A 15367-nucleotide genomic window follows, 5' to 3' on the forward strand; every position below is an offset into this window, starting at 1 on the left:
AATGGAAGTGTCCACCAGAGCCCCGTCGTGCCTATTGCTCAGCCTGTGCCTGCTCTTCCCCTTCACCCTTGCCCACGCCGATGAAAAACCGGTAGCGGCCGAGGCGCCTGCGGCGTCCAGCGATGTGAAGATCAACATGCAGGACACCAACATCCGCTCCTTCATCGAGTGGATCGCCAAGACGACCGGCAAGAACTTCATCATCGACCCACGGGTGACCGGCAAGGTGACGGTCATTTCCAACGAGTCGATGAAGCCGGAAGAGGCCTACCGGGTGTTTCTCTCGGTGCTGCAGGTACACGGCTTCTCCGCCATCGAGTCGGACAGCGCGGTGAAGGTGATTCCCGACGCGAACGCCAAGCAGAGCGGCGTGCCGCTGGTGGACGACGACAAGCTGAACGATGACCAGCAGGTGGTGCGGGTGATCCGCACGCAGCACGTGCCGGCGACGCAGTTGGTGAACATCCTGCGGCCTATGGTGCCGCAGGTGGGGCACCTGGCGGCGTACCCCGATAGCAATGCGCTGATCATTTCCGACCGGGCGTCGAACATCAGCCAGCTGCTGAAGCTGATCTCGGAGATCGACCGCGCCGGCCAGTTCGAGATCGATGTGATCCCGCTGAAGTTCGCCAATGCCAAGGAGCTGTCCAGCATGCTCGGTACCTTGGTGCCCCAGGGTGGCGGCGCCGAGGGTTCGAGCAAGATGAGCGTCTCGGTGGACGAGCGCACCAACAGCATCCTGATCTCAGGTGACCCGAGCAAACGCCAGCAGTTGCGCGATGTACTCGCCAACCTGGATCGCCCAGGGAACATCATCCGCGACACCCAGGTGATCTACCTGCATTACCTGAAGGCTTCGGAAGTCGCGCAGATCCTGCAGAACGTAGCCACCAGCCTGCAGAAGCAGGACAAGGATGTGGGCATCAGCGGGGCGGAGATTTCCATCCAGGCCAACGACACCACCAATGCCCTGGTGATCAGTGCGCCGCCGGCGATCATGAAGACCGTGGAAGGCGTGGTGCAGCGGCTGGACATCCGCCGCGCGCAGGTGCTGGTGGAGGCGGTGATCGTCGAGGTCTCGGACAGCAAGGTCAACGAACTGGGCGTGCAGTGGAAGACCTCGGATGGCGCCATCGGCGGTGACGGTTTCTACGGCGGCTTCAAGTCTTCGCTCAAGGGCAATACGGTCGATACCTTCCCCGGTGGCACGCCTCCCAAGCTGGATGCCGGGCTGAGCCTGGGCTTCTACAGCAACGGTTCGCTGAGGGCGCTGATTCGCACGCTGTCCACCGATGACTCGATGAACATCCTGTCGACGCCCAACCTGGTCACCCTCGACAACGAGGAAGGCAAGATCGTGGTCGGCCAGAACGTGCCCTTCGTTACCGGGAGCTCGACCAGCGCTTCGAACCCGTCCACCAACCCGTTCCAGACCATCGAGCGCCAGGACGTGGGTATCACCCTGAAGATCAAGCCGCAGATCAACGAGGGAGACTCGGTGACCCTGAACGTCTACCAGGAGATCTCCAGCGTCACCAACGACACCAGCGCGGCCGACATCGTGACCAACAAGCGCTCGGTGGAAACGCGGGTACTGATCAAGGACAACATGACCCTGGTGTTGGGCGGGCTCATCTCGGATGAGGTACGGGACTCGGGCGACAAGGTGCCCTTCCTCGGCAAGATCCCCATCATTGGCCAGCTGTTCCGCAGTGACCGCAAGGAAGTGAGCAAGAAGAACCTGATGGTGTTCATCAAGCCCACCATCATCAACGACTTCGAACACGCTGACCAACTGACTGAAGGCAAGTACAACTTCATCCGGGAACGCCAACTGCGCTACGCCGACCAGGACATCGCCAAGGGTGTGCCCACGCTGCCGGAACGCGTCAACAGCGCGGAGAAGGAGCTGAAGATCAAATCCGTACCACTACCGCCGCAGTAGCAGGGATTGACGGTTCATAAAGCCACCTGCGGGTGGCTTTTTGTTGGGCAGCCGTTGAGGCTCTTCGGCATGCCGAAGTGCCGGCGGGGGTATAAGGGCTTCGCGCAAGCGCATGGGAACCGAGCCTGGACCTGGGCGCGCCGGCAGCCAAGGCATGACATCCCCGGCCTGGAGAACCCCACCAGCGAAGTGCTCGCCAAGTGGATCTGGCAACAGCTCAAGCCGCTGCTTCCCGAGCTCAGCCGCGTGCGCATCCACGAGACCTGCACCAGTGGTTGCGAGTATCGGGGCGACTGACTCTTCTCCTGCGCAAATACAAAAGGCCACCCTCGGGTGGCCTTTTTGTTGTGTGCAGATCCTGTCGATTGCATCGCCTGTGAGCCGGGGCGTGGACCGGATGTAGCCCGGACTTCGGTCCGGGGGCTCTTCGGCTCAGCGGAAATAGCGGGATCGGCTGCAGCAAGGCTTATAGGCGTGGCAGTCCTTCGGGCTGCTTTGCGACTGAAGTCGCCCCTGCAAGTCGCCGTGGCAAGCCGTGCCATTGCACCTTGGCCGGAGCATAGTGCTGCCCCAAGCGGGTCTCGCGGACACTGCTACGTCGCTTGCCAACTTTTCTGCCGCGCAAAGTCAAACCCCCGACCTTCTTGCGAAGATCGGGGGTTTGGTATAGGTGCTTGACGATGACCTACTCTCACATGGAGAAACTCCACACTACCATCGGCGATGCATCGTTTCACTACTGAGTTCGGGATGGGATCAGGTGGTTCCAACGCTCTATGGTCGTCAAGCAATTCGGTTGGGGTATCGTCTAGGACGCGACCCCGAATGGGTATGTGATAAGGCTTTGCAAGTTCTGGCCAATTTTCGGCTAAGTCGACTTCACCTTATAACAACAATCGTCAGATTGTTTGGGTGTTATATGGTCAAGCCTCACGGGCAATTAGTATTGGTTAGCTCAACGCCTCACAGCGCTTACACACCCAACCTATCAACGTCGTAGTCTTCGACGGCCCTTCAGGGAGCTCAAGGCTCCAGTGAGATCTCATCTTGAGGCGAGTTTCCCGCTTAGATGCTTTCAGCGGTTATCTCTTCCGAACGTAGCTACCCGGCAATGCCACTGGCGTGACAACCGGAACACCAGAGGTTCGTCCACTCCGGTCCTCTCGTACTAGGAGCAGCCCCTCTCAAATCTCAAACGTCCACGGCAGATAGGGACCGAACTGTCTCACGACGTTCTAAACCCAGCTCGCGTACCACTTTAAATGGCGAACAGCCATACCCTTGGGACCGGCTTCAGCCCCAGGATGTGATGAGCCGACATCGAGGTGCCAAACACCGCCGTCGATATGAACTCTTGGGCGGTATCAGCCTGTTATCCCCGGAGTACCTTTTATCCGTTGAGCGATGGCCCTTCCATACAGAACCACCGGATCACTAAGACCTACTTTCGTACCTGCTCGACGTGTCTGTCTCGCAGTCAAGCGCGCTTTTGCCTTTATACTCTACGACCGATTTCCGACCGGTCTGAGCGCACCTTCGTACTCCTCCGTTACTCTTTAGGAGGAGACCGCCCCAGTCAAACTGCCCACCATACACTGTCCTCGATCCGGATAACGGACCAGAGTTAGAACCTCAAGCATGCCAGGGTGGTATTTCAAGGATGGCTCCACGCAGACTGGCGTCCACGCTTCAAAGCCTCCCACCTATCCTACACAAGCAGGCTCAAAGTCCAGTGCAAAGCTACAGTAAAGGTTCACGGGGTCTTTCCGTCTAGCCGCGGATACACTGCATCTTCACAGCGATTTCAATTTCACTGAGTCTCGGGTGGAGACAGCGCCGCCATCGTTACGCCATTCGTGCAGGTCGGAACTTACCCGACAAGGAATTTCGCTACCTTAGGACCGTTATAGTTACGGCCGCCGTTTACCGGGGCTTCGATCAAGAGCTTCGCTTGCGCTAACCCCATCAATTAACCTTCCGGCACCGGGCAGGCGTCACACCCTATACGTCCACTTTCGTGTTTGCAGAGTGCTGTGTTTTTAATAAACAGTCGCAGCGGCCTGGTATCTTCGACCGGCATGGGCTTACGGAGCAAGTCCTTCACCCTCACCGGCGCACCTTCTCCCGAAGTTACGGTGCCATTTTGCCTAGTTCCTTCACCCGAGTTCTCTCAAGCGCCTTGGTATTCTCTACCCAACCACCTGTGTCGGTTTGGGGTACGGTTCCTAGTTACCTGAAGCTTAGAAGCTTTTCCTGGAAGCATGGCATCAACCACTTCATCGTCTAAAAGACGACTCGTCATCAGTTCTCGGCATTAAGCGCCCGGATTTACCTAAGCACTCTGCCTACCACCTTAAACTTGGACAACCAACGCCAAGCTGGCCTAGCCTTCTCCGTCCCTCCATCGCAGTAACTAGAAGTACAGGAATATTAACCTGTTTCCCATCGACTACGCTCTTCAGCCTCGCCTTAGGGACCGACTAACCCTGCGTCGATTAACGTTGCGCAGGAACCCTTGGTCTTTCGGCGTGCGAGTTTTTCACTCGCATTGTCGTTACTCATGTCAGCATTCGCACTTCTGATACCTCCAGCAAGCTTCTCAACTCACCTTCACAGGCTTACAGAACGCTCCTCTACCGCATCACTTACGTGATACCCGTAGCTTCGGTGTATGGTTTGAGCCCCGTTACATCTTCCGCGCAGGCCGACTCGACTAGTGAGCTATTACGCTTTCTTTAAAGGGTGGCTGCTTCTAAGCCAACCTCCTAGCTGTCTAAGCCTTCCCACATCGTTTCCCACTTAACCATAACTTTGGGACCTTAGCTGACGGTCTGGGTTGTTTCCCTTTTCACGACGGACGTTAGCACCCGCCGTGTGTCTCCCATGCTCGGCACTTGTAGGTATTCGGAGTTTGCATCGGTTTGGTAAGTCGGGATGACCCCCTAGCCGAAACAGTGCTCTACCCCCTACAGTGATACATGAGGCGCTACCTAAATAGCTTTCGAGGAGAACCAGCTATCTCCGAGCTTGATTAGCCTTTCACTCCGATCCACAGGTCATCCGCTAACTTTTCAACGGTAGTCGGTTCGGTCCTCCAGTCAGTGTTACCTAACCTTCAACCTGCCCATGGATAGATCGCCCGGTTTCGGGTCTATTCCCAGCGACTAGACGCCCTATTAAGACTCGCTTTCGCTACGCCTCCCCTATTCGGTTAAGCTCGCCACTGAAAATAAGTCGCTGACCCATTATACAAAAGGTACGCAGTCACCCAACAAAGTGGGCTCCCACTGCTTGTACGCATACGGTTTCAGGTTCTATTTCACTCCCCTCTCCGGGGTTCTTTTCGCCTTTCCCTCACGGTACTGGTTCACTATCGGTCAGTCAGTAGTATTTAGCCTTGGAGGATGGTCCCCCCATATTCAGACAAGGTTTCTCGTGCCCCGTCCTACTCGATTTCATGACTAAGAGATTTTCGCGTACAGGGCTATCACCCACTATGGCCGCACTTTCCAGAGCGTTCCGCTAATCTCAAAGCCACTTAAGGGCTAGTCCCCGTTCGCTCGCCACTACTAAGGGAATCTCGGTTGATTTCTTTTCCTCAGGGTACTTAGATGTTTCAGTTCCCCTGGTTCGCCTCTTGCACCTATGTATTCAGTACAAGATAACCATCTTATGATGGCTGGGTTCCCCCATTCAGAGATCTCCGGATCAAAGTCTGTTTGCCGACTCCCCGAAGCTTATCGCAGGCTACCACGTCTTTCATCGCCTCTGACTGCCAAGGCATCCACCGTATGCGCTTCTTCACTTGACCATATAACCCCAAGCAATCTGGTTATTGTCTCTAACGTGAAGACGACATTCGCCGAAAATTCGCGCTTGAACTCGCAAATTTTACCTTGACTTGAATAATCACCAGTGAAAGAGATTATTCAGTCTACTTCTATCACATACCCAAATTTTTAAAGAACAGTTCTGGCGCAAAGACCAGAAATCAATGCCATTCTCAAGGCACTCATTTCTGAGCTTTCAGCGATTATTTAGAGTGGATGGTGGAGCCAAGGAGGATCGAACTCCTGACCTCCTGCGTGCAAAGCAGGCGCTCTCCCAGCTGAGCTATGGCCCCTCGAAGACCTGCCACGCCCATGACAATTGGTGGGTCTGGGCAGATTCGAACTGCCGACCTCACCCTTATCAGGGGTGCGCTCTAACCAACTGAGCTACAGACCCAATCGTCTTACTCTCGGGTCTAACAACCCAATCGCTTTTCGCAAGTGAATCAAGCAATTCGTGTGGGAGCTTATGAAGAAGCTGATGTCTTCGATTAAGGAGGTGATCCAGCCGCAGGTTCCCCTACGGCTACCTTGTTACGACTTCACCCCAGTCATGAATCACTCCGTGGTAACCGTCCCCCTTGCGGTTAGACTAGCTACTTCTGGAGCAACCCACTCCCATGGTGTGACGGGCGGTGTGTACAAGGCCCGGGAACGTATTCACCGTGACATTCTGATTCACGATTACTAGCGATTCCGACTTCACGCAGTCGAGTTGCAGACTGCGATCCGGACTACGATCGGTTTTATGGGATTAGCTCCACCTCGCGGTTTGGCAACCCTTTGTACCGACCATTGTAGCACGTGTGTAGCCCTGGCCGTAAGGGCCATGATGACTTGACGTCATCCCCACCTTCCTCCGGTTTGTCACCGGCAGTCTCCTTAGAGTGCCCACCATAACGTGCTGGTAACTAAGGACAAGGGTTGCGCTCGTTACGGGACTTAACCCAACATCTCACGACACGAGCTGACGACAGCCATGCAGCACCTGTGTCTGAGTTCCCGAAGGCACCAATCCATCTCTGGAAAGTTCTCAGCATGTCAAGGCCAGGTAAGGTTCTTCGCGTTGCTTCGAATTAAACCACATGCTCCACCGCTTGTGCGGGCCCCCGTCAATTCATTTGAGTTTTAACCTTGCGGCCGTACTCCCCAGGCGGTCGACTTATCGCGTTAGCTTCGCCACTAAGATCTCAAGGATCCCAACGGCTAGTCGACATCGTTTACGGCGTGGACTACCAGGGTATCTAATCCTGTTTGCTCCCCACGCTTTCGCACCTCAGTGTCAGTATCAGTCCAGGTGGTCGCCTTCGCCACTGGTGTTCCTTCCTATATCTACGCATTTCACCGCTACACAGGAAATTCCACCACCCTCTACCGTACTCTAGCTCAGTAGTTTTGGATGCAGTTCCCAGGTTGAGCCCGGGGCTTTCACATCCAACTTGCTGAACCACCTACGCGCGCTTTACGCCCAGTAATTCCGATTAACGCTTGCACCCTTCGTATTACCGCGGCTGCTGGCACGAAGTTAGCCGGTGCTTATTCTGTCGGTAACGTCAAAACAGCAAGGTATTAACTTACTGCCCTTCCTCCCAACTTAAAGTGCTTTACAATCCGAAGACCTTCTTCACACACGCGGCATGGCTGGATCAGGCTTTCGCCCATTGTCCAATATTCCCCACTGCTGCCTCCCGTAGGAGTCTGGACCGTGTCTCAGTTCCAGTGTGACTGATCATCCTCTCAGACCAGTTACGGATCGTCGCCTTGGTGAGCCTTTACCTCACCAACTAGCTAATCCGACCTAGGCTCATCTGATAGCGCAAGGCCCGAAGGTCCCCTGCTTTCTCCCGTAGGACGTATGCGGTATTAGCGTTCCTTTCGAAACGTTGTCCCCCACTACCAGGCAGATTCCTAGGCATTACTCACCCGTCCGCCGCTGAATCATGGAGCAAGCTCCACTCATCCGCTCGACTTGCATGTGTTAGGCCTGCCGCCAGCGTTCAATCTGAGCCATGATCAAACTCTTCAGTTCAATACTGCTTGGGTTTTGAGAAAACCCTAAACTTGGCTCAGCAATCGCAAATAAACTCTCGAATTCACGAGTGTTACTTGTGTTGCTGATAATCAGTCGACTACCAGTCTTACATCACAAGCACCCACACGAATTGCTTGATTCAAATTGTTAAAGAGCAATTTCGATTAAGTCTTTCGTCTCAACCGAGGCCGCGCATTCTACAGCAGCCTTTCTATCTGTCAAGCTGTTTTTCGAAGAATTTTTTCTTTCTACTCAACAACTTAGCGCTTCAGTTGACTTCGTCTTCTTCAGCGAGGGGCGCATTCTACATCACCCCGACACCGCGTCAAGTTGTTTTTTGAAAATTTCTTTTCGTTTCAACAACTTACTTGCTTCAGCGGAGCGTTCCGCTTCAGCGAGGCGCGCATTCTACATGAGCGAGGATGGGTGTAAACCCCCATTTTGAAAAAAGCTGAATCTTTTGTTCAAACGGTCAGGAATCACCCTTTCCCTCTCTATATAGGAAGGGTCAGATAACCTGCTTGTCGCGCAGCGTGGCGATAGCGCCGCCGTCCAGCCCCAGTACCCGCGCGAGCACTTCATCGGTGTGTTCGCCCAAGCGCGGCGGCGCGAGGCGGTATTCCACAGGGGTGTCGGACAACCGCAGCGGGCTCGCCACCTGGGCAACCAGCCCCGACAGCGCGTGCGGCAGCTCCACCTTCAAGCCACGGGCCAGCACCTGCGGATCCTCGAACACTGCCGCCAGGTCGTTGATCGGCCCACAGGGCACGCCAACCTCCTCCAGCGCCGCTACCCATTCGGCCGTGGTCTTGAACACAGTGGCCTGGCGGATCAGCGGGATCAGCTCGGCCCGGTTCGCCACCCGCGCCTTGTTGGAAGAAAAACGCGAGTCGTCAGCCCACTCCCGGTGGCCGGCTACCTCGCAGAACTTGCGGAACTGCCCATCGTTGCCGACGGTGAGGATGAAATCCCCGTCTGCGGTGGGGAAGTCCTGATACGGGACGATATTGGGGTGCGCATTCCCCAACCGGCGCGGTGCGTTGCCCGTGGTGAGGAAGTTCATCGCCTGGTTGGCCAGGCAGGCTACCTGCACGTCCAGCAGCGCCATGTCGATGTGCTGGCCACGCCCGGTCGTCTCCCGTGCTGTCAATGCAGCGAGGATGGCGACAGAGGAATACAGCCCGGTGAGGATATCGGTCAGCGCCACCCCCACTTTCACCGGCCCGGCGCCCTCCTCCACGTCCGAGCGCCCGGTCAGGCTCATCAGCCCGCCCAGCCCCTGGATCATGAAGTCGTAGCCCGCACGCTTGGCGTAAGGCCCGAACTGGCCGAAGCCGGTGATGGAGCAATAGATGAGACGCGGGTTGATCGCCTTCAGGGATTCATAGTCCAGCCCATAAGCAGCCAGTCCACCCACCTTGAAGTTCTCGATGAGGATGTCCGACTCCGCCGCCAGCTTGCGCACCAGCGCCTGCCCTTCGGCCTGGGTGAAGTCGATAGTCACCGATTGCTTGTTGCGGTTGGCAGAGAGGAAGTACGCAGCCTCGCTGGTGTCTCGGCCATCGGCGTCCTTCAGGTAGGGCGGCCCCCAGGAACGGGTGTCATCCCCCGCGCCCGGCCGTTCCACCTTGATCACCTCGGCGCCCAGGTCGGCGAGTATCTGCCCGGCCCAGGGGCCAGCCAGTACGCGGGAGAGATCGAGCACGCGGATATGCGAAAGGGCACCGGCCATGGAATCACCTGAAGAAGGAAGTAAAGGCAGGCACCACTCCCTCTATATATAGAAGGAGTGGCAGGCCATGGATCAGAAGAACGCCTGGATGCCGGTCTGCGCGCGGCCGAGGATCAGCGCGTGCACGTCATGGGTGCCCTCGTAGGTGTTCACCACTTCCAGGTTCACCAGGTGACGGGCAATGCCGAACTCGTCGGAGATGCCGTTGCCACCCAGCATGTCGCGGGCCAGGCGGGCGATGTCCAGCGCCTTGCCGCAGCTGTTGCGCTTCATGATGGAGGTGATCTCCACGGCGGCGGTGCCCTCGTCCTTCATGCGACCCAGGCGCAGGCAACCCTGCAGGGCCAGGGTGATCTCGGTCTGCATATCGGCCAGCTTCTTCTGGATCAGCTGGTTGGCGGCCAGCGGGCGACCGAACTGGTGGCGGTCCAGCACATATTGGCGCGCGGTGTGCCAGCAGAACTCGGCAGCGCCCAGGGCACCCCAGGAGATGCCATAGCGAGCGGAGTTCAGGCAGGTGAACGGCCCCTTCAGGCCACGCACCTCGGGGAAGATGTTCTCTTCCGGTACGAACACGTTATCCATCACGATCTCACCGGTGATGGACGCGCGCAGGCCCACCTTGCCGTGGATGGCCGGAGCGCTCAGGCCTTCCCAGCCCTTCTCCAGCACGAAGCCACGGATATCGCCGGCATCGTCCTTGCCCCACACCACGAAGACATCGGCGATCGGGCTGTTGGTGATCCACATCTTGCTGCCGCTGAGGCGATAGCCGCCATCCACCTTGCGCGCACGGGTGATCATCGAGCCCGGGTCGGAACCGTGATTCGGCTCGGTCAGGCCGAAGCAGCCGATCCACTCACCGCTGGCCAGCTTGGGCAGGTACTTCTGCTTCTGTGCTTCGCTGCCGAACTCGTTGATCGGCACCATCACCAGGGACGACTGCACGCTCATCATCGAGCGGTAGCCGGAATCGACACGCTCCACCTCGCGAGCGATCAGGCCGTAGCACACGTAGTTCAGGCCGCTGCCACCGTACGCCTCCGGGATGGTCGCGCCCAGCAGGCCGACATCACCCATCTCACGGAAGATCGCCGCGTCGGTCTTCTCATGGCGGAAGGCTTCCAGCACGCGAGGGGCCAGCTTGTCCTGGGCGAACTGCTCGGCGCTGTCGCGCACCATGCGCTCTTCTTCCGTCAGTTGCTGGTCCAGCATCAGCGGGTCGATCCAGTTGAAAGCAGCTTTGGCAGCCATGGAGGAATCCTCGGTAAGCGGTGGATGCGGAACGGGTCGCGCCCGTCTTGTCGTATGCATTCATCCTAGACAGTGCTGGGCGAGAGGGGCAAACGAGGATTTCGCACCCTCTTGTGCTAATTTCTCACTCCGAAACCGCCATGACCGCCATTTAAGCCGCTCAATTGTGAGGCAGAGGTACAGCATGCGTCGCAAGATCCCCAGCACCAGCGCCCTGATCGCCTTCGAGTCCGCCGCGCGGCACCAAAGCTTCACCAAGGCCGCCGAAGAACTGGCCCTCACCCAGAGCGCGGTCTGCCGGCAGATCGGCGGGCTGGAAGAATTCCTCGGCCTGGAGCTGTTCCGCCGCTCGCGCCGTGGCGTGAAGCTCACCGAAGCCGGCCTCGCCTACTCCCGGCGCATCGCCACCCAGCTGGATGCCGTGGAACGCGACACCCTCGCCGTGATGGGCCAGCAGGGCGCCATGGCCATCGAGCTGGCCGTGGTGCCCACCTTCGGCACCCAGTGGCTGGTCCCCCGGCTGGCCGATTTCCAGCGCCTGCACCCGGAAGTGACGGTCAACCTCACCAACCGTACCCGCCCCTTCCTCTTCGCCGACACCGCCTTCGACGCCGCGCTCTACTTCGGCGACGCCGACTGGTCCGGCACCGAATCCCACTTCCTCATGCACGAACTCTCGGTGCCGGTGTGCAGCCCGCGCCTGCTGGAAGGCCGCGAGCGGCTCAGCGCCAGCGAGATCGCCCGGCTGCCGCTGCTGCAGCAAACCACCCGCCCCTATGCGTGGCGCCAATGGTTCGGCTCCCTCGGCCTCAACGTCGCCCGCGACATGAGCGGCCCGCGCTACGAACTGTTCTCCATGCTCGCCCAGGCGGCCACCCACGAGATGGGCATCGCCCTCATCCCGCCCTTCCTGATCCAGCGCGAGCTGGCCGACGGCAGCCTGGTCACCGCCCTGGACCACAGCTTCCGCAGCGACAAGGCCTATTACCTGATCATCCCCGAGCGCAAGGTCGAGTCCGCCGCCCTCGGCGCCTTCCGCGACTGGCTGGTGGAAGCCGCGCGCCTCTATCGCCAGCAGGCCGGGCAGGACTGAGACGCCAGCCCCCGGCACTGTCACGCAAAGTAGCAGCGCACCCCGCCAGGTCATCCCACGCCGGCGCCCGCACCCTGAAAAGCCCCCGCAAAGCCCCGCCCGGGCGATGGCATCACCCACCCGGGTGATAGGCGAAATCGCCCGTTCAGGCAGTTATGGGCAGACTTTCGGCTGATTAGCATGAGGCCTCCTTCATCCTTCACTGGAGAGCCGCATGACAACAAGAACAATGCGCGGAATCTTCCGGCCGCACGCGCTGGCCGCCGCCGTGGCACTGGGGTGCACCGCCCCCGCCTTCGCCATCACCTTCAACATCGGGGAAATAGAAGCGCAGTTCGACTCGTCGCTGTCCGTCGGCGCGAGCTGGGGCACCCGCGCGCCGGACCCGGAATTCATCTCCGTCGCCAGCGGGGGCGAAGCGCTGTCGCGCACCTCCGATGACGGCCGCCTGAACTTCAAGAAGGGCGAAACCTTCTCGAAGATCTTCAAGGGCATCCACGACCTCGAGCTGAAGTACGGCGACACCGGCGTCTTCATCCGCGGCAAGTACTGGTACGACTTCGAGCTGAAGGACGAGCACCGCGAGTTCTACGACATCGACGACCACAACCGCAAAGAGGGCGCCAAATCCTCCGGCGCGCAGATCCTCGACGCCTTCATCTACCACAACTACAACCTGGGCGACCTGCCCGGCAGCGTGCGCGTGGGCAAGCAGGTGGTCAGCTGGGGCGAGAGCACCTTCATCGGCAACTCGATCAACAGCATCAACCCCATCGACGCCGCCGCCTTCCGCCGTCCCGGCGCCGAGATCAAGGAAGGCCTCATCCCGGTCAACATGATCTACCTGTCCCAGAGCCTGACCGACAGCCTCTCGCTGGAAGCCTTCTACCAGCTGGAATGGGACCAGACGGTGGCCGACAACTGCGGCACCTTCTTCTCCACCGCCGACGTGGTCGCCGATGGCTGCACCGACCGCCTGATCGTCAACGGCCCGGACCTGCCGCCCGGCGTCTCGCCCAACACCGGCGCCACCCTCTACATCCCCCGCGCCGGCGACAATGACGCCCGCGACAGCGGCCAGTTCGGCGTCGCCATGCGCTGGTTCGTCCCGGAGTTCAACGACACCGAGTTCGGCGCCTATGCGATGAACTACCACAGCCGTGGTCCGATCTTCAGCACCATCCGCACCACCACCCCGAGCCTGGCAGTGATCCCCGGCGCCCCGGGCGCCCGCTACTTCATCGAATACCCCGAGGACATCCGCCTCTACGGCGTCAGCTTCCAGACCAACATCGAAGGCACCTCGGTCGCCGGTGAGCTGAGCTTCCGCCCCAACATGCCGCTGCAGCTCAACAGCACCGACCTGTCCTTCGCCGCCCTGGCCGTGCCCTCCTCGCCGATCTTCGAAAGCGGCCACGGCAGCAACACCGCCGGCGCCATCCTCCACGGCTACGAGCGCAAGCCCGTCACCCAGGCCCAGGTCACCGCCACCCAGTTCGTCGACCAGGTCATGGGCGCCAGCCGCCTCACCCTGGTGGCCGAGGTCGGCTACAACCACATCGGCGGCCTCGACGACGACATGGGCGAACTGCGCTACGGCCGCGACCCCATCTACGGCCCCGGCCAGCTCTCCTCGGCAGCCACCTGCCTGGCGCTCACCGCCACCAGCCCGGCGCAACGCGAGTGCAACGACAAGGGCTTCTACACCAGCAGCTCCTGGGGCTACCGCGCCCGCGCCGCCCTGGACTACAGCAACGTCTTCGCCGGCATCAACCTCACCCCCAGCGTCGCCTGGTCCCATGACGTCGACGGCTACGGCCCCAACTTCAACGAAGGCAGCAAGGCCATCAGCCTCGGCCTCAACGCCGAATACCAGAACACCTACACCGCCAGCCTCAGCTACACCGACTTCTTCGGCGGCCACTACAACACCACCACTGACCGCGACTTCATCGCCCTCAGTTTCGGCCTGAACTTCTGATCAACGACCGCATAGGACTCGCACAATGAGAACCACAAGAATCCTGCAAGGCGGTGTGCTGGCCCTCAGCCTGCTGGCCGCCACCGTGATGGCCGCGGTATCGCCCGACGAAGCGGCCAAGCTCGGCACCAGCCTCACCCCGCTGGGCGCCGAGAAGGCCGGCAACGCTGACGGCAGCATCCCCGAGTGGACCGGTGGCCTGCCCAGGAACGCCGCGCCGATCGACGCCAATGGCTTCCTCGCCGACCCCTTCGCCAGCGAGAAGCCGCTGTTCACCATCACCGCCGCCAACGCCGCGCAGTACAAGGACAAGCTCTCCGAAGGCCAACTGGCGATGTTCAAGCGCTACCCCGAGACCTACAAGATCCCGGTCTACACCACCCACCGCACCGCCGCCGCGCCGGAGGCCATCTACGCCGCCGCCAAGCAGAGCGCGGTCAACACCCAGCCGGTGGATGGCGGCAACGGCCTCTCCAACTTCGCCGCCAGCCACTACTACGCCTTCCCCATTCCCAAGGACGGCGTCCAGGTGCTGTGGAACCACATCACCCGCTACCGCGGCGGCAACGCCCGGCGCCTCGTGGTGCAGGTCACCCCGCAAACCAACGGCTCCTTCTCCCCGGTGCAGTTCCAGGACGAAGTCGCCTTCCCCGGCGACATGACCGACCTCGACCAGGACAAGGCCGCCAACATCCTCCTCTACTTCAAGCAACGGGTACTCGCGCCCTCGCGCCTGGCGGGCAACGTACTGCTGGTCCACGAGACCATCGACCAGGTCAAGGAGCCGCGCCTGGCGTGGATCTACAACGCCGGCCAGCGCCGCGTGCGCCGCGCGCCCCAGGTCGCCTATGACGGCCCCGGCACCGCCGCCGACGGCATGCGCACCGCCGACAACTTCGACATGTTCTCCGGCGCGCCCGACCGCTACGACTGGAAGCTCATCGGCAAGAAGGAGATGTACATCCCCTACAACAGCTACAAGCTCGACTCCACCTCGCTCAAGTACAAGGACATCGTCCAGGCCGGCCACATCAACCAGGACCTGACCCGCTACGAGCTGCACCGCGTCTGGGAAGTCGAAGCCACCCTCAAGTCCGGCGAGCGGCACATCTACGCCAAGCGCCACATGTACATCGACGAAGACAGCTGGCAGGTGGCCCTGGTGGACCACTACGACGGTCGCGGCCAGCTCTGGCGCGTCGGCGAAGGCCATGCCGAGTACCACTATGGCCAGCAGGTTTCCGGCTACACCCTGGAAGCCCTGTACGACATCATCGCCGGCCGCTACATCGCCCTGGGCCTGAAGAACGAGGAGAAGCACGGCACCGAGTTCGGCTTCAAGGCCAGCGGCGCCGACTACACCCCGGCCGCCCTGCGCAACGCCGGCATCCGCTGATCCAACCAACGCTCCAACCGCTGCAAACGCGCCCCGGCCTGTCCGGGGCGCGTGCGTTCCGGGGTTGCGTTATGGCGCACAATCATTCCCGGCCATAGCGCTTC

6 protein-coding genes, 2 tRNA genes, 3 rRNA genes and 1 pseudogene are annotated in these 15367 nt (G+C 59.8%); 5 read left to right on the forward strand and 7 right to left on the reverse strand.

Annotation, left to right across the window (positions count from 1 at the left end):
* The first annotated feature begins 7 nt into the window (after nt 1–7).
* Together gspD and PI990_RS30765 are read left to right on the forward strand one after the other, a co-directional pair.
* Nucleotides 8–1945 carry a type II secretion system secretin GspD gene (gspD, locus tag PI990_RS30760; protein ID WP_158480972.1) on the forward strand — a complete coding sequence of 646 codons (1938 nt, stop codon included), beginning with the start codon at nt 8–10 and terminating at the stop codon, nt 1943–1945.
* 153 nt (nt 1946–2098) lie between these two features.
* Nucleotides 2099–2242, forward strand: a pseudogene (locus PI990_RS30765) (6-pyruvoyl trahydropterin synthase family protein); the annotation flags it as partial.
* Nucleotides 2243–2617: 375 nt separating this feature from the next.
* On the opposite strand, the gene rrf reads toward PI990_RS30765, so the two are convergent.
* From rrf to PI990_RS30800, 7 genes are all read right to left on the reverse strand, one after another.
* A 5S ribosomal RNA gene (rrf, locus tag PI990_RS30770) occupies nt 2618–2733 on the reverse strand.
* 131 nt (nt 2734–2864) lie between these two features.
* A 23S ribosomal RNA gene (locus PI990_RS30775) occupies nt 2865–5756 on the reverse strand.
* Between the two features lie 236 nt (nt 5757–5992).
* Nucleotides 5993–6068: transfer RNA gene (locus tag PI990_RS30780), tRNA-Ala, on the reverse strand.
* A gap of 27 nt (nt 6069–6095) precedes the next feature.
* Nucleotides 6096–6172, reverse strand: a tRNA-Ile gene (locus tag PI990_RS30785).
* Between the two features lie 95 nt (nt 6173–6267).
* A 16S ribosomal RNA gene (locus PI990_RS30790) occupies nt 6268–7804 on the reverse strand.
* The 16S, 23S and 5S rRNA genes sit together here with 2 tRNA genes alongside, the layout of an rRNA operon.
* Nucleotides 7805–8315: 511 nt before the next feature.
* Nucleotides 8316–9539, reverse strand: a complete 1224-nt coding sequence (locus PI990_RS30795) for a CaiB/BaiF CoA transferase family protein (RefSeq protein WP_043243039.1) — start codon at nt 9537–9539, stop codon at nt 8316–8318.
* A 72-nt stretch (nt 9540–9611) separates the two neighbouring features.
* On the reverse strand, nt 9612–10793 hold the full coding sequence (locus PI990_RS30800) for an acyl-CoA dehydrogenase (RefSeq protein ID WP_021217419.1): 1182 nt from the start codon (nt 10791–10793) through the stop codon (nt 9612–9614).
* Between the two features lie 184 nt (nt 10794–10977).
* Between PI990_RS30800 and PI990_RS30805 the strand changes: the two genes are divergently transcribed.
* From PI990_RS30805 to PI990_RS30815, 3 genes are all read left to right on the forward strand, one after another.
* Entirely contained in the window at nt 10978–11886 is a 909-nt protein-coding gene (locus PI990_RS30805) for a LysR family transcriptional regulator (RefSeq protein WP_021217420.1), read from the forward strand.
* Between the two features lie 214 nt (nt 11887–12100).
* Nucleotides 12101–13867 carry a DUF1302 domain-containing protein gene (locus tag PI990_RS30810; protein ID WP_184491977.1) on the forward strand — a complete coding sequence of 589 codons (1767 nt, stop codon included), beginning with the start codon at nt 12101–12103 and terminating at the stop codon, nt 13865–13867.
* Nucleotides 13868–13892: 25 nt separating this feature from the next.
* Nucleotides 13893–15263: a DUF1329 domain-containing protein gene (locus PI990_RS30815; protein ID WP_031287008.1), complete on the forward strand. Its 1371-nt coding sequence runs from the start codon at nt 13893–13895 to the stop codon at nt 15261–15263.
* The last annotated feature ends 104 nt before the right edge of the window (nt 15264–15367 follow it).

The sequence above is a fragment of the Pseudomonas sp. TUM22785 genome (assembly GCF_028198105.1).
Classification (GTDB): Bacteria; Pseudomonadota; Gammaproteobacteria; order Pseudomonadales; family Pseudomonadaceae; genus Metapseudomonas; species Metapseudomonas solani.

Bases quoted from the DNA above. Each gene is read 5' to 3' on its own strand.
- PI990_RS30810 (WP_184491977.1), top strand. From the start codon at position 12,101: ATGACAACAAGAACAATGCGCGGAATCTTCCGGCCGCACGCGCTGGCC.
- PI990_RS30805 (WP_021217420.1), top strand. From the start codon at position 10,978: ATGCGTCGCAAGATCCCCAGCACCAGCGCCCTGATCGCCTTCGAGTCC.
- PI990_RS30800 (WP_021217419.1), bottom strand. From the start codon at position 10,793: ATGGCTGCCAAAGCTGCTTTCAACTGGATCGACCCGCTGATGCTGGAC.
- PI990_RS30795 (WP_043243039.1), bottom strand. From the start codon at position 9,539: ATGGCCGGTGCCCTTTCGCATATCCGCGTGCTCGATCTCTCCCGCGTA.
- PI990_RS30815 (WP_031287008.1), top strand. From the start codon at position 13,893: ATGAGAACCACAAGAATCCTGCAAGGCGGTGTGCTGGCCCTCAGCCTG.